Source organism: Acidicapsa dinghuensis (assembly GCF_025685685.1).
GTDB classification, from domain to species: Bacteria; Acidobacteriota; Terriglobia; order Terriglobales; family Acidobacteriaceae; genus Acidicapsa; species Acidicapsa dinghuensis.
In genome coordinates, this window is sequence record NZ_JAGSYH010000006.1 from 318308 (window position 1) to 335023 (window position 16716).

17 protein-coding genes are annotated in these 16716 nt (G+C 55.4%); 12 read left to right on the forward strand and 5 right to left on the reverse strand.

The genetic code is table 11. From position 1 onward, the window contains the following. The first annotated feature begins 227 nt into the window (after positions 1-227). The 12 genes from OHL22_RS19515 (at position 228) to OHL22_RS19570 (ending at position 9665) form a co-directional block, all read left to right on the forward strand. Positions 228-800, forward strand: a complete 573-nt coding sequence (locus OHL22_RS19515; protein ID WP_263341156.1) for a dihydrofolate reductase family protein — start codon at positions 228-230, stop codon at positions 798-800. A 157-nt stretch (positions 801-957) separates the two neighbouring features. Beyond that, positions 958-1758: a hypothetical protein gene (locus tag OHL22_RS19520; protein WP_263341158.1), complete on the forward strand. Its 801-nt coding sequence runs from the start codon at positions 958-960 to the stop codon at positions 1756-1758. A 311-nt stretch (positions 1759-2069) separates the two neighbouring features. Further along, the gene (locus tag OHL22_RS19525; RefSeq protein ID WP_263341159.1) at positions 2070-2360 is read left to right on the forward strand and encodes a ribbon-helix-helix protein, CopG family; all 291 of its coding nucleotides are present in this window, start codon (positions 2070-2072) and stop codon (positions 2358-2360) included. After that, entirely contained in the window at positions 2357-2755 is a 399-nt protein-coding gene (locus OHL22_RS19530) for a putative toxin-antitoxin system toxin component, PIN family (protein ID WP_263341161.1), read from the forward strand. The genes OHL22_RS19525 and OHL22_RS19530 overlap by 4 nt, the downstream gene beginning before the upstream one ends. A 312-nt stretch (positions 2756-3067) precedes the next feature. Further along, positions 3068-3442 carry an ArsR/SmtB family transcription factor gene (locus tag OHL22_RS19535; protein ID WP_263341163.1) on the forward strand — a complete coding sequence of 125 codons (375 nt, stop codon included), beginning with the start codon at positions 3068-3070 and terminating at the stop codon, positions 3440-3442. Between the two features lie 18 nt (positions 3443-3460). After that, the gene (locus OHL22_RS19540) at positions 3461-4450 is read left to right on the forward strand and encodes a zinc-dependent alcohol dehydrogenase family protein (RefSeq protein WP_263341165.1); all 990 of its coding nucleotides are present in this window, start codon (positions 3461-3463) and stop codon (positions 4448-4450) included. A 126-nt stretch (positions 4451-4576) separates the two neighbouring features. Beyond that, a complete protein-coding gene (locus tag OHL22_RS19545) occupies positions 4577-4906 on the forward strand; it encodes a PadR family transcriptional regulator (protein ID WP_263341167.1) in 330 nt (109 codons plus the stop codon). A 1-nt stretch (position 4907) separates the two neighbouring features. Beyond that, the gene (locus OHL22_RS19550) at positions 4908-7565 is read left to right on the forward strand and encodes an ADOP family duplicated permease (protein WP_263341169.1); all 2658 of its coding nucleotides are present in this window, start codon (positions 4908-4910) and stop codon (positions 7563-7565) included. Between the two features lie 385 nt (positions 7566-7950). Further along, positions 7951-8280, forward strand: a complete 330-nt coding sequence (locus OHL22_RS19555) for an ArsR/SmtB family transcription factor (protein WP_263341171.1) — start codon at positions 7951-7953, stop codon at positions 8278-8280. Position 8281: 1 nt separating this feature from the next. Further along, positions 8282-8761, forward strand: coding sequence for an SRPBCC family protein (locus OHL22_RS19560; protein WP_263341173.1), 480 nt, complete (start codon positions 8282-8284; stop codon positions 8759-8761). Positions 8762-8772: 11 nt separating this feature from the next. Continuing rightward, entirely contained in the window at positions 8773-9081 is a 309-nt protein-coding gene (locus OHL22_RS19565; RefSeq protein WP_263341174.1) for a carboxymuconolactone decarboxylase family protein, read from the forward strand. Between the two features lie 2 nt (positions 9082-9083). Then, positions 9084-9665: a carboxymuconolactone decarboxylase family protein gene (locus OHL22_RS19570; protein ID WP_263341175.1), complete on the forward strand. Its 582-nt coding sequence runs from the start codon at positions 9084-9086 to the stop codon at positions 9663-9665. A gap of 98 nt (positions 9666-9763) precedes the next feature. Here OHL22_RS19570 and OHL22_RS19575 read toward each other — a convergent pair whose 3' ends face one another. From OHL22_RS19575 to OHL22_RS19595, 5 genes are all read right to left on the reverse strand, one after another. Next, on the reverse strand, positions 9764-12268 hold the full coding sequence (locus tag OHL22_RS19575) for an ABC transporter permease (RefSeq protein WP_263341177.1): 2505 nt from the start codon (positions 12266-12268) through the stop codon (positions 9764-9766). Positions 12269-12724: 456 nt separating this feature from the next. Further along, entirely contained in the window at positions 12725-13060 is a 336-nt protein-coding gene (locus OHL22_RS19580; protein ID WP_263341179.1) for a hypothetical protein, read from the reverse strand. Positions 13061-13310: 250 nt separating this feature from the next. Beyond that, positions 13311-14204, reverse strand: coding sequence for an ETX/MTX2 family pore-forming toxin (locus tag OHL22_RS19585; RefSeq protein ID WP_263341181.1), 894 nt, complete (start codon positions 14202-14204; stop codon positions 13311-13313). A gap of 111 nt (positions 14205-14315) precedes the next feature. Then, the gene (locus OHL22_RS19590) at positions 14316-14651 is read right to left on the reverse strand and encodes a hypothetical protein (protein ID WP_263341183.1); all 336 of its coding nucleotides are present in this window, start codon (positions 14649-14651) and stop codon (positions 14316-14318) included. 163 nt (positions 14652-14814) lie between these two features. Further along, positions 14815-16542, reverse strand: coding sequence for a hypothetical protein (locus OHL22_RS19595; RefSeq protein ID WP_263341185.1), 1728 nt, complete (start codon positions 16540-16542; stop codon positions 14815-14817). Between the last annotated feature and the right edge of the window lie 174 nt (positions 16543-16716).

The window sequence follows — 16716 nt, forward strand, 5'->3', positions numbered from 1 at the left end:
TGGTTTTGCACCTGCCTTTCTGTTTTTGCTTTTGTCCTTGTTTTTGCAGTTGCCCTTGCCTTTCTGTCTGTCATCCCCGAAGGGGATCTGCTTCTCCATGACAGAGCCGGATGCAGGGTTAGCCCTTGCAGACCGAAATAGTGAACGCCTCTAGCGAAGGATCGTCGCGAGCCATCAGGTAAACTTGCCCCGAACGCAAACCAGACATCCCGCGCGGAGGTCATCCCATGGCGAAACTCATCTACATGATGAACATCTCATTCGATGGCTACACCCAGGATGAGCATGGCGACTTCACCTTCACAGCTCCCATCGATCCCGCGGTCCACACCTTCATCTTCCAGCACGCCTCGTCTTTCCGCACCCTCCTCTATGGGCGCAAAGTCTACGAAACCATGCTCTACTGGGAAACCGCGCACACCCTTCCCGATCAGACACCGCTAGAGATCGGCTTCGCCCGCAAGTGGCAGGCAGCAGAAAAGATCGTCTACTCGAAGACCCTGACAGAGCCGCACAGCGCTAATACCACAATCACGCAATCCTTCGAACCCGAAGCCATCCGCAATCTCAAAGCAAATCGCAATCACGACATTGCCATTGCCGGCCCGGAACTAGCCGCGCAAGCGATACACGCAGGCCTCGTCGACGAGCTCCAGATGCGCATCTGTCCAGCGATCATCGGCGGCGGAACACGCTTCTTCCCAACCGGCGTGCGACTTGATCTGCAACTGATTGAAGATCGCCAGTTCCGCAATGGCGAAATCTTCCTGCGGTATGCGGTAAACAACCAATCGAAATGAATAGGTGGAATGTCGCGCGTCAGGCGTGGTAGTAAGAGGTTGTCCCGAGAGTTCGCCACCCAGAAGAACTAATGAATGTAAGGTAAGGTCGGTTATCGCAAAGTGATCTAGGGACCTATCATGGTCTAGCGATTCCAGTGATCAGATTGGAGCGAGAGTGCGAGTCTTTGCAACATGTGTGCAATGCTGGCAGAAAAAGGGAGCGCCCACCAGCGAGTCCTTCACGGTTCATTATTACGACGATCGAGTAGCCTACGTTACTTGTTCGCAGGGTCATCGAAGCGCTTTATTGATTCAGTCGCCGAAGTTCGAAGTGCTACTCGAATCGGGCGCAGGCGCCTTGATTGATGGCTATACCATGGAAGCAGCCGCTAGCTTCTCAGCAGCCCTGGAACGTTTTTTTGAATTCTGCGTTCAAGTTTTTTGTGAGACACGCAAGCTTTCTCAAGATATCTACGACTTGATGTTCAAAGAAATGGCCCGCCAATCAGAGAGGCAGATAGGTGCATTTCTCGTCCTTCATGCGCTTGAACTCGGAATACCTTACAAATTAAATCAAGATATTCCGACGTTTAGAAACGGAGTAATCCATAAGGGGCAGATTCCGACTCCGGAGAGTGCAAAGGATTTTTGTAGAAAGGTCTACAAGGAAATATTGACTGTCTCAAAGACTTTGCTCGAAAAATTTCCTGACGCGTACAACGAAGTGATTCGCCGTGATCTTTCCAGCCGCTCAAGCAAACTTCCGGAGGACATGCCACGCGCGACATCCACTGGAACGGTGTTCTTTATGGCTCGGGAAGAAGATTTCGATGACGCGCTAATGAATTTCGCAAGAGGTCGGCAGGCCATGGAACTCGCCCCATCACTTATAAAGATGTTTTCTAATCTCATCGCGAGTAAGGGATCGCCACAGCCGTCTGCGGTTCCAAACGCTACGCCTGAAGACAAACACTAACTACGAGTCTGATATGAGCCGGCAGCCAGCGCGCAAACATGGAGATCGTAAGAAATTAGATTTCGATACCTATACATCCTGCCGGTTGCCGGGTGCTCCGGTCTCGCTTCTGAGACTTGGGAGACCACAAATCTCGGCCCCTCATATTCCTGATCCTCTACAGTTACCCGCTAATCAGCGCTCACTGCTCCCGCCGCGCATTAACCGGATCAACCAGCAACTGAAGCACGATGATCCGCCAATCATCGTCAGTCCGCGTGGGGTAATCCCCATACATTGTAATGGAATCCATTACAATGTAATATTCAAATATGGCCACTGCTACCGCAAGGAAATCAAAGGTCTACACGATCAGCTTGCCTCCTGAACTCGCACAAAAGGCTGAGGCGCTGGCTAAACGGGACAGCCGCACCATGAGCGAGCTATTCCGCGAAGCCTTCCGCGCCTACTCTGCCCAACAGGCACGAACGACGCTGGATGAGCTGGGTGAGTATGCATCAGGCCGAAACCCCAGAGGCTACACCGAGACTGATGTTCCCCGGCTCATTAAAGAAGTGCGTGCTGAGAAGCCTCGCCGTCGCACGGTACGGTCCAACGGGTGATCGTTGTCATCGACACAAACGTCTGGATTTCCGCACTTCAGTTTGCGAAACGTCGTGGCACGCCGACTTTGGCGCTCGAAAGAGCGATGAGCGAAGACATCATCGCCACCTGCGATGAGATTGATGCGGAGATCGTGCGCGTCCTGACGGAGAAGTTTGCTTGGGAACAACACCGGGCAACCTCAGCGCTGCAGGCGATCCTGGCGCGTGGCATCCGTGTAAAGATTCGAGGCGCGGTAAAGGAATGCCGTGATCCCGGTGACGATATGTTTCTGGAGTGTGCAGCTCTTGCAAAAGCAGAGTTACTGGTTGCAGGCGACAAGGATTTGCTGACTCTTGGTACGTACAAGGGAACGCGTATCGTCACGCCCTCGGAGTATCTCAAAGCAAGATAAATATCCGGGCCATTGCTGAGAGCTCTATTGCGCATGATCGCCAAGTACAAATTGACATCCGATTTGGCCATATAGCTGTGCTCGATGAGCGCTCACGCTTTCCGATCCTCAGGCCGCCAAGTCCCTCCGTTAACACACGGATCATTTGGTATGTCGCAACTCACCAATCTTTAAACCGGTGTCAAATAAATTTATTGTTCGAATATATACGAACTATGGTATCTTCGGAATAATCCATTGTTCGGCAATATACGAACAATGTTCAAGACGAAGCAATAGGAGAGGAGCAGAGAGGCAACGTAACGAACCGCTATGGCTAAACTTCAACCTGAACCGAAGACTTCAGAATTGCATCTCACCGCTGTTCTCTACGCTCTGAGTGATGAAACGCGATTGCAAATCGTGCAAAGCCTCACTTGGACCAGCGAAATTGCATGCGGTTATTTCGACATTGATATGCCGAAGTCAAGTCTCTCGCATCATTTCAGAGTCTTGAGGAGCGCCGGCGTGATTGCTACACGCAAAGATGGAACAGCGCTTTTAAATCGGTTGCGCCGCGAAGATCTGGATGAGAAGTTTCCAGGACTGCTCGACTCCGTTCTGGCTTCGATGAGTAGAAGAAAGCCGAATCTGAGAGCTAAAAAGTCCAGCCGAACTCCTGCCAGAAAAAGTACTCGCGTCAATTAGAAGACCAGAGGAGAACTCATGCCACGTATCGTTCGTTTTCATCAATACGGTGATCCAAGTGTGCTGAAAATCGAAACGCTCGATGTCCCGCCACCCGCTGCAGATGAAGTCCAGATCGAAGTAAAGAGCATAGGCCTCAATCGCGCCGAAGTGATGTTTCGTACTCACACGTATTTGCAGGAGGCGCAATTTCCAAGCCGTCTCGGCTACGAAGCTGCTGGCATTGTCAAAGCCACGGGAGCATCGGTTACCGCTTTCACGGAAGGCGACATCGTAAGCCTGATTCCACCACGCGACATCGCTCGCTGGGGTACGTATGGAGAGCTGGCCAATGTGCCTGCCCGTAACCTGGTGAAACATCCGGCGAACATCTCCTTCGAAGAGGCGGCGGCATCCTGGATGCAGTATGTCACCGCGTGGGGTGCTCTCGTGGAGCAGGCCAGGCTCACAAAAGGGGATTTTGTCATTGTGACAGCGGCATCAAGCAGCGTCGGCATTGCTGCCTTTCAAATTGCAAAAATTGTAGGCGCAACAGTCATCGCAACCACCAGGGGCAAGGCCAAGCGGAAAGCGCTCCTCGAGAACGGAGCTGATCATGTCGTCGTGACAGACGACGAGGATCTTGTGGCACGCGTCATGGAAATAACCAATGGCGTCGGTGCCCGAGTCGTTTTTGATCCAGTCGGAGGCCCATCATTCATCCCACTCACCGAAAGCATGGCCCGCGGGGGGATCTTATTGGAGTATGGCGCGCTCAGCACAGATCCCACGCCTTTTCCTCTCTTTGCGGTGTTGGGAAAGAGTTTGACCCTGAAAGGTTATCTCTACGGAGAAATTGTGAACGATGACGCTGCATTGGAACGTGCGAAAGCCTTTATCACACAGGGTCTTGCATCAGGTCAGCTCAAGCCGCTCATCGCACGCACATTCACACTCGACCAAATCCAGGAAGCAACGCGTTTCCTCGAATCCAACGCTCAAATAGGCAAGGTAGTCGTCAACGTCTGATCATCCCTCTGGGAATCCTGATGTTTGTTCTGGCGTTGCAAGATCGCTCTGTACGCCTTTAATTTGATGAGCGTCAGATATTTTGTTGACGTCAATACTCAGATATCTATATAAAGATATCTGAGTATGGCTAGAAACGACGCCCTGCAAGGTTCACTTGATTTGCTCGTGCTCAAGATATTGTCGCGGCGACCGCGGCAGCATGGGTACGCCATCATGGCTGCCATCGCCAATACATCCGGTGACGTGCTGCGCGCGGAGGAGGGCTCGCTCTATCCGGCTTTGCATCGGATGGAGGAAGCAGGCTGGATTCGCGCCGAGTGGATCAAGAAAGACACCGGCCGCCGCACCCGCATCTACGAGCTGACCTCTGCAGGCAAAAAGCAACTGGGTGTGGAAGAGTCGCGCTGGCAGTCTCTCAGTCTGGCAATCAATCGGGTTCTCCGGGAGGTATGACATGTCTTTGTGGTCGCGTATCTCGAATGCCGTTCATGGCTCGCGCTTGAATCGCGAGATCGAGGAAGAGTTACAGTCACACATCGAAGAAGCCGTCGCCTCAGGACGTGACCCCAGGGAAGCGCGCCGCGCATTCGGCTCCGCACTGCGTGCCCGCGAGGCCAGCCACAGCGTTCGCGTCACAGGATGGCTTGAGTCGCTTCTCGCCGATCTACGTTTCGGCTGGCGGCAGCTCTGCCGCAACAAGGTCGCGTCCGCCGCCGCTGTGCTTTCCCTTGCCCTCGGCATCGGCTCCTGTGTCGGCGCTTTCCGTCTCATCGATGCCTTGCTCTGGCGCCCTTTGCCTATCGCCAACTCCAGTAATCTCTACGTCCTCTCCCGTCAGATGACTGGCTTGTACGGCAAGCCTACCGAGGACAGCTATTGGGCCACGCCGGACTTCAACCTCATGCGCGATGCCGTCAAAGAACAAGCTGACCTCATCGCCATCAGCGACGCCGATCGCACCGACATCACCTTCTCCACGGATGACGACATGGAAAAGGCCCACGTCGCCTATGTCTCTGGCAACATGTTCCCCGTCTTCGGCCTTGAGCCCGCGATCGGCCGTCTGCTCGCCCCCGCCGATGATCGCAGCGCAGCTGCCAGCCCTTATGCCGTCCTCTCTTGGGAATATTGGAACCACCGCTTTGGTCGCGATCCCCGCGTCCTTGGCCGCCCGCTCCACATCGGTGACCAGACCTTCCAAATCATCGGTATCGGACCCCGCGATTTCACCGGAACCGAAACAGGTACTGTCTCCGATATCTTTCTGCCCTTGGGCATGAACGACCTGTCCACGCGAGCCGGCGTCAGCTGGCACCACACGTTCCTGATGCTGAAACCCGGTATCAACCCCTCCACCGCACTCGATCCGCTCCGCCAGCACCTCTCCGCTATCAGCCACGCCTTCGAAGCCAACTGCGCCACATGCTTCCGCGGCGTGCCACAAGCAACCATCGACCGCCTTCTCAATAAGAAGCTTGTCTTCCATCCCGCAGGCGCAGGCATCTCCGATCTCCAGAAGGACTATCGTCGATTGCTCGGCGTCCTCGGTCTCCTGGTCGCTCTCGTCCTGCTCATCGCCTGTGTCAACGTCTCCAACATGATGACCTCGCAGGCTGCCGCCCGCTCCCATGAGATGGCTCTCCGCATCTCGATCGGCGCCGGCCGTCGTCGTCTCGTCCAGCTCATCCTATGCCAGAGCGCGCTGTTAGCCTTCCTCGCTTCCGTCGTTGGCGCGTTCTTTGCCGCGTGGTCAGCGCCCTTTGTCCTCAGCCTCGTCAATCCGCCGGACAATCCAGCACGCCTCGCCCTTCCTGCCGACTGGCGCGTGCTGGGCTTCGGCTTCGGGCTTATGATCCTCGTTGTTCTATTGCTTGGTTTGCTTCCCGCACTCCGTGCCTCTGCCGTCCGTCCCATCGCCGTCCTCAAAGGTGGGGCAGATCCACACTCGCGGCGCCGTCTCATGCGTGGGTCCATCGCTCTTCAGGTTGCGTTTTGTGTCCTCGTCCTCTTTCTGTCTTCGCTCTTCGTTGCAGCCTTCCAGCGGCTGCAAAACCGCCCGCTCGGCTTCTCCACCGACCGTCTGCTCCTGCTAGAAACCGTTGCCGGCAAGGGCCAGCTCCCCGTCGTCTGGAATCAAACTGCTGAGGTGCTCCGCGCCGTCCCCGGCGTCGACTCGGTCGCCATCTCGGGCTGGCCCCTTCTTGGGCGCATTCAGATCAACAACGACATCTCCATCAACGGCGCGCCTCCCAGTCCGACTCCCGCTTGGTTCCTCAACGTTTCCCCAGGCTGGCTCTCGACCATGAAGATCCCCCTCGTCTCCGGCCGCGACTTTTCCCAGGAAGACACCTCGCTAAAAGCCGCCATCGTCAACGAAACCTTCGCCAGGATCTTCTTCCCTGGTCAGGACCCCATCGGCCGCACCTTCGCACGCGGCGTCAATCAACCCCTCAACAAGATCGTCGGCGTCACCGCTGATACCCCTTACCACGACCTGCGCGAGCCCAGCCGTCCCGTCTTCTATGTCCCTCTCGACGAAATCGACGCCGACTCCGCCACCGGCCCGGTCCGCTTCGCCACCTTCGTCATTCACACCGATTCCCAGAACCCTCTCGCCCTCACTGCGACCCTCCGCCAGCTCATCGCGCAGCGCCACAACGGTCTTCGCGTCTCGAATGTCACCACCGAACTTGATTTGGTCCGCGATCAGACAGTTCGCGAACGCCTGCTCGCCACACTCGCTGCCTTCTTTGCCGCCGTCGCGCTGCTTCTCGCGGGCATCGGGCTCTACGCTGTCCTCAACTACTCCGTCCTCCAGCGCAGCCGTGAGATCGGAATCCGCATAGCGATTGGCGCATCTCGCGCCGGCATCGTGCGACTGGTGACCTTCGATGCCTTCCTGATGATCGCGCTCGGAGGTTGCGCGGGCATCGCACTCGGATTCGGCGCAGCACGCTATATCGCGTCATTCTTCTATCAGGTCAAAGCAACCGACGCGGAAATGCTGGCGCTGCCGGCATGCGCAATTCTAGTTACCGCACTCATTGCCACACTCCCCGCCGTGCTTCGTGCGCTAAGCACAGACCCCACCGAGATCCTGCGCGCAGAATAAGTAGCCGAGTCCTGGCTATTGCGAAATGGCAACAGGTGCTCGTTTTTGCATGGTCACTGAAGGTCTTTACAGCGATCTCTTATAGCCAGTCGAGATCGGATCGCTAAACACAAGCCGACTTTCCGGTAGAAATCATCGTCAATAATCTTTGAGCAGCTTTGCGTTCGCCCAATTCCATTGCAACGTGCGTGTGGATTTGGATCACCCGTACTTCGTCAAAATAGTCTCTTGACAATCGATTACTATGGTAAGTATAAACTTACCGGAAGGCGGGGCTTACCACTCCGGCAGGTATTCTGTTCGGGCCGGTGTGATTCCGCGAGCGCGGCTTGATTTAGCCGCGCGCTCAAGAGCTGCTTCCGGATGCTTGCGGAGAATAGATGGGATGCCAATAGCAACGCGAGTTGACAGGGTCTTTGATGCACTCGGTGATCCTACTCGTCGGGCTGTCTTTCGGAGACTGCGCAAGGGCAATCGTTCTGTGCGTGAGATTGCCGAAGGCATGAACGTAAGCCGTCCGGCCGTTTCGCAGCACTTGAAGGTGCTGAAAGGCGCGGGATTGATTGCGGTACGAATCGATGGCGCGCGACACCTTTACGGCGTCGATCCAAGTGCAATCGAGGTATTACGAAACTGGCTGGATGGATTCTGGGACGGAACGCTGACTGCATTCAAAGCGGCAGCGGAGGAAGAACAGAAGAAGATGGAGAGGTGAGATGGCAGATCAGGAGTTTGATCCGAACAGCGTCCGGAAGTCGATCGATGTGAATGCGGCTCAGGATGTAGCCTGGAAAGTTTTTACAGGCAAAATGGGGGCGTGGTGGCCACTGGCTTACTACAAGATCGGCAAAGCGAACGCAATCGATGCAATCATCGAGCCGGAGGTCGGGGGTCGCTGGTATGAGCTCGGCGACGATGGAAGCACGTGTCAATGGGGCAGCGTGCTCGTCTGGGAACCGTATTCGCGCCTCGTTGTCTCTTGGGATATCAATGCGGATTGGCAGTATGACGCAGGGCTGAAGACTGAAGTCGAGCTGCGCTTCATCGCTCTTGGCAATGATCGGACCCACGTAGAGTTGGAGCACCGGAAACTCGATCGCTATGGCTCCCGTCGCGATGAGATGCGCCGAATCTACGACACCGAAGGCGATTGGGGCAAATTCCTCGAGGCGTTCGCTCGCGTTGCCGAAGCTTAAAGGAGAGACCTATGTCGAATATCACAGAGGCTCGAAAGGCTTTAGTGGCGCGCATTTTGGAGGGAGCCGGTCAGGCATCGCGCGCCGATCGACAGGCTGCCTTCCATTTAAGCAGTACTGCCGGACCACCTGCCGCTCTGGCCGAAAAGGTCGCGCATGATCCGGCGGGCATTTCGGACGAGGACATCGCCGTCGTAAGAGCGTCGGGCATCAGTGAAGATCAGGTATTCGAGATTGTAGTCTGCGCTGCAATCGGACAAGCCAGTCGCCAGTACGACGCGGCCCTTGCGGCCCTGGAAACGGTCATCGGCAAGGAGTAAGAATGCGGCTTCAAATCCTCGACACCGGCCATGGTTTCGGAACAAAGGCGCTTTTTTCGTTCATTCAATTGGTCTCGCGTCAACCGGTGCTTGATGTGGTCAAACTGGTCAGCTATCGGCCGGATTTTTATGGCAAACCGATGTCGAAGGTGACCCAGGAGGTGATGCGCGGACCCTCATCCTGGTCTGTCGCAGAGCGTGAGTTGATGGCTGCATTTATTGCAAAAACAAATCGATGCGAGTTCTGTACCAAGGCACATTCTGCCGTTGCGCAGCGGGCTTTTGGCGACAGGAGGTCGGTTTCCAATGCGCTCTCTGGCCTCGACACCGCGAACGTTTCCGAGCCATTGCGATCAACGCTGCACATGCTGGGCAAGCTAACGCGTGAACACACACTTAATGCAAATGACGTGAGCGCCGTACTAGCTGCGGGCGCGTCGCGCCAACAGATTGAGGATGCACTTGCAATCTGTTTCGTCTTTAACGTAATCGGCCGCTTGGCCGATGCCTTTGAATTTGCTGTACCTGGTCCCGAAGCATTTGAGGCCGGCGCAAAATACATACTTACGCGTGGCTATCGTTAAGAGCTTTTCCGCATATCTCATCGGATTGGTGACGACAAACGGGCTTTTCGGAGCCATCCCTGGCAGCTCACCAACGAGAAAACAAATCGCAATGCGGCTCACTGCTCCCGCAGCGCCTTCGCCGGATCGAGAATCGAAGCCCGCCGCGCAGGCAGCCAGCATGCAAACGCGGAGATAGCCAGAAATCCCACCGTCATCCCCGCAAACGTCGTGGCATCCGTAGGCTTAACACCGCCGACAAGAAGCGCAGAGATCACGCGCCCAAGCAGCAGGGAACCGATAAGCCCAATCGCAATGCCAACAACGCTCAGCCGCATGCCTTGTGCCACGACGAGCCGCAGAATATCGCCGCGCTCCGCTCCCATCGCCATCCGCACGCCAATCTCCGCGGTGCGCTGCCGCACTGAAGTCGAGATCACGCCGTAAAGGCCAACCCCGGCTAGCACCGCAGCAATCACCGCAAATACCGAGATCAGCACCAGCGAAAACCGCGTCCCCGCCTGCGATTCGTAAACAACCGAATCTGCCGTCTCCATCTTCGTAATCAGCAGATGCGGATCGAGCGCCTTGATCGTCGCCCGCACTTGGTTCTCATACGCAGCCGGGTCATTTCCAGTGCGTAGTGCCCACGACTGGATTACGCCCGAACCGAGAAATGCATCAGGGAAGTAAATTTGCTCGCGGCCCACTTCCGAGAGTGAATTAATGCGCTGATGGGCCACCACGCCGATGATCTGCACCCGCTCAGCCTGCGGCGTTCGAATGCGAATCAGGATGTGCTGACCGATAGCCGATTGTCCCGGAAACGCTTTGGCGGCGAGAGCTTCATCGACAATCACCGCATCGCGGCCCGGCTGCCCTGGGGTGCTGGGTGTGTTGTCTTCATCCGTAAACGTTCTTCCCGCCAGCAAAGACGTGTGCATGGTTTCGAAGTAACCGGGAAGCACAATCTGAAAGTCCGTCGCTTGAAAGCGGTTCGGATCGCGTGCCGCATCCTCCGTGCCCCAGCGTATCGGGCTGAACTCACCCGTCAAAGGAAACGGAAACGATCCACTCACACTCTGAACTCCGGAAATTGACCGCAGCTTTTCCTCAATCACTCGCAGAAATGCCGCACGCTCCTCTGCTGTCTTTCGGTTGAGGCGAATGCCCTGAATCTGAAAGGTCAAAAGATTGTGAGCATCAAACCCCGGATCGATGTGCTGCAGCTTCAGAAAGCTGCGAAACATCAGCCCCGAACCAATCAGCAGCACAAACGACAGCGCGACCTCCGCAACCACCACCGCGTTGCGCAGAAAAGCTCCACTGCTCATACCCGAGGTCCGGCTAACCCCGCGCAGCACGTTCATGAGCGCAGGCCGCGAAGCCTGCAACGCCGGCACCACACCAAAGATCGATGCGGAGATCAGACCGGCCAACGCGCTGAAGACAACCACTGTCCCATCGATGCGCACATCGCTCAGGCGCGGCAGATTCGCCGGAGCCAGATGCTGCAGTTCGCGGATTCCAGCCCAGGCCAGCGCCAGGCCCACAATCGTGCCCATGGCTGATAGCAGAACTGCTTCCGCAAGTATGGGAGAGACAAGCCGCCACCGGTTTGCTCCAAGCGCCGCTCGCACCGAAAACTCCTGTTGCCGCAGCGACGCCCGCACCAGCAGCAGATTGCCCACATTCGCGCAGGCAATCAACAGCAGGAAGATCACCGAGCCCATCAAAGTCAGAATCGCAGGCCGCACCTCGGCTACCAGATGCTGCCGCATCGGTGCCAGGTCAATGTAATAGCCTGCCGTTCCATTAATAGGGAAAGTCTGTCTTGCCTGCGCGGCTATGCCGTCCGCCGCGCCCTGCGCCTGCTGCAGTGTAGCCCCGCTCTTGAGTCGTCCCACCGGAAAAATCGAGAAGTTGTTGCGAGCCGCGGCGTCATAATCGAGACGGTTCGCAATATAAATCTCCGGCGCCGGATCAACATTCGCATCCGGCGGAAAGTACAGGCGAAACCCCGGTGCCAGCACGCCAACCATCAGAGGCCCCGGTTGGCCGGGAATCGTCATGGCCCGTCCCAGCACCGCCGCATTCCCGCCATAGCGCCGCTGAAAGTATTCATAGCTCAGGATCGCAATGCCCGGCAGACGCGCCGGCACGGCCGTCGTGTCGTTCGCCGGCGGCTTCGGCTGCGGAGCCCCATCCTGCGCAACAAAGTCCCGTCCCAGCACAATTCTGCTGCCCAATACATCGAAGAAATTGGTCGTCACAATGCCATAACTGATCTCTTCCGGATTTCCATCTTCCCGCGGAACAATCATGCGCCCGGTAAAGACTCCAGCCATATCGGAAAAGGAAGCCTTTGTCCCCTCGCGTAGATCAATGAAGTCCGCATTCGAAAACGGCAGATCGCGCACATTCCGCCTGCGCAGTTCCATGCCACCAATGACGAGTTGTCCCGGGTCTTGATAAGGAAGCGGCCGCAACAGCACCGCATTGGTCACACTGAAGATCGCGCCACTCGCGCCAATGCCCAGCGCAATCGTCGCCACAGCCGTCAAAGTATAACCAGGCCGCTTGAAAAGAATGCGTCCCGCAATGACCATATCTTTCCACGTCATAACGACCTCATAGTTGAACCTGAAGCAAGTATGGCGAGTCAGAAGCCGAATTTGCCAGCAATAAACGAATGGAACATCTCTAGGCGCGTGATTTCATCCCCGCCGGTGCCGCATGGCCCAGCTTAACTCTAAAGCACGTATGGATATTAGAAACTCTTTACAAGCCGAAAACTCAGCATGGTGCGCTGGACGGCGACCGAGAGCCTCAAGGCTCGGATGGTTTTGGAATGAAGCACGCATGCAGGCACGCGCACCGGAGGGTGTACGTGCTCCTGCATGACGGCGTATCCGAAGACGAAAAACCCATAGCGCTTTCGGATTGTTTCTAGAGATCGTCCGAAGAGGTTTCGCGCATGGGAAAAGCCGAGGTGCTTTTTGCTCCGTGTTGGTTTTTGCCGCTGAACTCAATCCGTGACGGAGACAACGTGAAGGCGACAGGGATGCCTCGATGCACACTCACCCTTCGACTTTAAGAAAGTCCAGGGTGTTGAACAATGTGGTGCCACCACATTTGTAGTAGGCAACGCTGGCATTGTCCTTTTCGTACACAAAGGCTTTATCTGATTCAATGTCCTTGCCCATTAATACGGCCAGGTGAAGGTAAAGGGTTGCGCCGTCTGGAACCCCATAGTCCCCTGGATCTGCGACCGCGGTTTGAAATGTTAGAAGGTCACCCTTGGCGTCCGTGAGAATCTGCTTGTGATCATCGGTGACGTATTTGAATTGAATTCTCGCGACGTATCCGGTGGTATCGGCGTAAACGCTAAACTTCCCAACTGTCTCATTTGCCACAGCAGACCTCCAATGTCGTGTGTGTCTATGGCCTCCAGGCCGGTGATTTGACTTGAAGCGCAGCAATACGTCCAGCAAACGCTCCAGGCACTTGGAAGAACGGTAGAAACCAATATCCTGCGAAGATTGCTCTGCGAGCGCCCATCCTTTCCGCGTAGTTTGCGGAAAGGATGGGAACCACAAATGCCCGCATCCCCTACGTCAAATCCGTGCGCGGCACGAACCAATGCATCCGCCCGGCACAGAGCCCCTATTTCACTGGTTCAGAACTAACCACATTCGCGGCGGCGAGAGAAGAAGCAAGGTCCGCTTGAGTCGCCTTGGAAGGCCCGGCCCCTGGTTTTCCCGTATAGCTGTCTGTGACATCGATTGTGTAAACCATGAAGTTCCGCGACTGCTCAGCCGTCATTACGCCTGCAAGCCCGATTGCTCCACGAGTCGGGTCAGACGGGTCGCGCCCATACTGAGAGGAACTGTCGCCGGCAGTTTTATACTGATTGATCCAATCGCAGATATCCCCGGCATTGGCGGTGTGATTCGACTTCCCGTTCACATCGGCCTTGAAGTTGGCCGCGGACGTTCCGGCCAAATAGATGTTCGCCGTGAATGGTATTACCAGCTTGTCCTTATTGCAGGTAAGAACTTGCTGATACACCTTCCCGTTCGGAACTGCCAGTTTCGTCGAGCGGCTTACCGTTTGGGTCTCAGTGACCTGTCTTGAAGAAGTATCTGTCCATGAGTAGCTGTACTCGGTGTTAAATGAGACCTCGACGGTTGTTTCGTTAGCACCCGTAGCCGGGACGCCAAGAGTTGTTTTGTTCGTGATCTTAAGACCGGCAGACACCTTGAGACCGTTCGTCGTCGAGTGCGTCAATGACGATTGGTTGGTGTACTGATAAGTCAGGGTTGTGGTTACATCGCTTTGCAGGCCATTTCGATTGTCAACAATGTTGCTGTCTGCGGAGAACAATCGCGTTGAGAACGTCTTCTGGCTTTCTTTGAAGATAAGCTCGGTAGCAAGGCTATCCGTTAACTTACCGTACAGTCCGCCATTGTTTCCGGGGCCGTTAGTGAACCATTGTCCATTTGCAGGGTCAAGGTCCGTGTTGAGCTTGCTTTGCCATGCATCGAAAATAAAAGACATGAGCGTTCTTGCATCCAGATACTGAACTGCCACTTTCAACCTCCTGTTTTAGGCATGACTCACCTCGTGACGTGAGACCACGTCACGGCTACAGGGGCGCCTTAGGTGCGCTTATCCTTCGACTTTGACGAAGTCTAGGTTGTTGATAAAGGTGGTGCCACCGCATTTGTAGTAGGCAACGCTGGTATTGCCCTTTGAGTACACAAAAGCTTTCTCTGCTTCCATGTCCTTGCCGGCTACTACGGTTAGGTAGAGGTAAAGGATGGACTGGTCAGGGACTCCGTAGTCACCCGGATCTACGGTCTGGGTTTGGAATGATAAGAAGTCACCCCTGGAGTTCGTGAGTATCTTCTTGCCGTCATCGTCAATGTACTTGAATTGAATTCTCGCCACATACCCGGTGGTATCGGCGTAAACGCTGAACTTCCCCACATGCTTCATTGGCATATACGACCTCCGTGTCCTGTGTGATTTAGAGCGACCTCATAATACAGACCAGGGTATGGAAGTCAAGGAAATTTTTGGTCAACGTCGATTTATGAGTTTTTATCCACTTATGACCGTAAAAAGTGAAGTTCAACGCGAAGTACGAGACTCGTGTCGATCGTGACTATCTACGGTCAGAAGGATCTGGATTCGCGGTGATGCCGCTGAAATAGGCCACATCTTCTCCGGGCCGGACATACATCGATTCTCCGACTGAGCCTGCGCGAAGCTGGGCGTTGACACTGCTCGCAAGAGATAGGATTAGTCTTCCAAGCTCTTGCAGTGTCACGACACCGAACATCTCTCGAACCTCATCCACCGCGAAGGCTTCCAGTTCTCTCTGCAGGGCATCGCCCGTCAATGTTGCCCCGTCGTCGCCGAATTCGAGCTGCCCTTTGCGCGCAGCAAGAAGCCCGCTGGAGATTCTCGATTTCAGTTCCGGCGTTGCGAGGGACGTTCCCGGTACTTTTGCTTCCACGTCCGGGATCTTCACCTGAAGCAGCATCAATGCGTCCAGCAAACGCTCCAGGTATTTAGAAGAACGGTAGAAACCTACACCCTGTGAAGGTTCCCCGCGATAGTGCTCCAGGTCTTTCAGCAGATCGCCAAGCTGCTCGTTAAACGATTGCAGGCACTGGGATGCAGACAGTTTTGCCAGTTCCTTAGCCGTATGCTCCTTGATATAGGTGATACGCTCCGCTCCGCCTAGCTGCTTAGCGGCGGTGAGCACAGTCTGGATGGCCTTGACCACATGTAAGAAAGGACCTTCGCTAAGATAGGCCTCGTTAGCGAAGAACACCGCATCCGTGGCCAGCGTCTTCCGGCGGGCGAGCAACCCGTTCAGTTTTTCCGTATCTTTGGCGGGATCGAGCTGAGCGGCATGAACCTCGATCTGGCGGGCTTCTTTGAGCCTCTGCACATACAGATAGTTGCTTGTGCGCATGTGCATATCGGGGTAGCGGTGCTCAAATTCCGCAGCCGCCTCGAGCATGCGCTTCTGTCCTTCAAGCAAATTTCCTTCGCCGATGCGATCCATCCGTTCTTTCACCCAGCCGGCGATTGAGGCGGCTGCCTCGCGACGCGCTTTAAATTCCGGCGCGTTGGCCAATGTCTTCAAATCCCCGTCAAGCAACTCCCGGGCGGTCTCGAGAACCGTGAAGAGAGAAATCTGAACCAGAGCGTCGGCTTCTTCAAACTGTTTCAGGGCTGCCTCGGCCAGCACACTCTTTCCCATCGCGCGGATTTTGTCTGTAACTGTTTGCGTGTAATTGTCGTAAGCCTCCCACGACATGAAGCGCCGCTGTTTCATTAGCGCGCCCACATCCTGTCCAGCCTCGGCCATTTTGAGCATCGCCTTCGCAACAGGGCTTGTGAGATCGGGAGAAAGCTGCTGCGGTGGAGCGCTGGCGTACAGGTTCGTATCGAACAGTGTGCCAGGCTGGACACCGAAATCGGCCATAATGGCATCGTTAAACATTTCGACAATTTCGAAATCGCAAACCACCTCACCCGTCGCCGGATTCTTCCCGTGCGTTTTGACAGTGATGTCGTAGTCCGACTCGAGATTTGTGCTGCCTACCGAATCCCAATCGAAGCCGTAAATCGACCGCAGCTCGTTCATCGTTCCGTCGACAACTTTTTTGCGAAACGCCCAAAGCTGCCACATGGTTTCGGGATCGGACTTATATTTCTTCTTCAGTTCGAACCAATTATTCCCGAACTCCGCGAATCTCTTGCGGCACTCCTCATCTGTCATATGTAGCGCCGGTGCATCGACACTGGCTGCAGTAATAAGTCTCGGCGCGGACTTAGTAGTTCGTTTGGATAATCCCGTCATGTGGGCTTCGCGCATTCGGGTAACCTCCCCTTCTACAATCGTTTTCTCCGCAGGTTCTGCGTGGCCCTATGCTTTTCCAGCGTGACGTGTACGTACTCGACGCCATCTTGGATTCGTCTCGGGCAATATACCCCTCGCCTGCCCTGAATACAAGCGTCTGCAAATGAGCCTCTTGACCTTCTACAGCCA

Excerpts from the sequence above, each read along its gene's own strand:
- OHL22_RS19515 (WP_263341156.1), top strand. The coding sequence starts at position 228 with ATGGCGAAACTCATCTACATGATGAACATCTCATTCGATGGCTACACC.
- OHL22_RS19525 (WP_263341159.1), top strand. The coding sequence starts at position 2,070 with ATGGCCACTGCTACCGCAAGGAAATCAAAGGTCTACACGATCAGCTTG.
- OHL22_RS19535 (WP_263341163.1), top strand. The coding sequence starts at position 3,068 with ATGGCTAAACTTCAACCTGAACCGAAGACTTCAGAATTGCATCTCACC.
- OHL22_RS19540 (WP_263341165.1), top strand. The coding sequence starts at position 3,461 with ATGCCACGTATCGTTCGTTTTCATCAATACGGTGATCCAAGTGTGCTG.
- OHL22_RS19545 (WP_263341167.1), top strand. The coding sequence starts at position 4,577 with ATGGCTAGAAACGACGCCCTGCAAGGTTCACTTGATTTGCTCGTGCTC.
- OHL22_RS19550 (WP_263341169.1), top strand. The coding sequence starts at position 4,908 with ATGTCTTTGTGGTCGCGTATCTCGAATGCCGTTCATGGCTCGCGCTTG.
- OHL22_RS19555 (WP_263341171.1), top strand. The coding sequence starts at position 7,951 with ATGCCAATAGCAACGCGAGTTGACAGGGTCTTTGATGCACTCGGTGAT.
- OHL22_RS19560 (WP_263341173.1), top strand. The coding sequence starts at position 8,282 with ATGGCAGATCAGGAGTTTGATCCGAACAGCGTCCGGAAGTCGATCGAT.
- OHL22_RS19565 (WP_263341174.1), top strand. The coding sequence starts at position 8,773 with ATGTCGAATATCACAGAGGCTCGAAAGGCTTTAGTGGCGCGCATTTTG.
- OHL22_RS19570 (WP_263341175.1), top strand. The coding sequence starts at position 9,084 with ATGCGGCTTCAAATCCTCGACACCGGCCATGGTTTCGGAACAAAGGCG.
- OHL22_RS19575 (WP_263341177.1), bottom strand. The coding sequence starts at position 12,268 with ATGACGTGGAAAGATATGGTCATTGCGGGACGCATTCTTTTCAAGCGG.
- OHL22_RS19585 (WP_263341181.1), bottom strand. The coding sequence starts at position 14,204 with ATGTCTTTTATTTTCGATGCATGGCAAAGCAAGCTCAACACGGACCTT.
- OHL22_RS19590 (WP_263341183.1), bottom strand. The coding sequence starts at position 14,651 with ATGCCAATGAAGCATGTGGGGAAGTTCAGCGTTTACGCCGATACCACC.
- OHL22_RS19595 (WP_263341185.1), bottom strand. The coding sequence starts at position 16,542 with ATGCGCGAAGCCCACATGACGGGATTATCCAAACGAACTACTAAGTCC.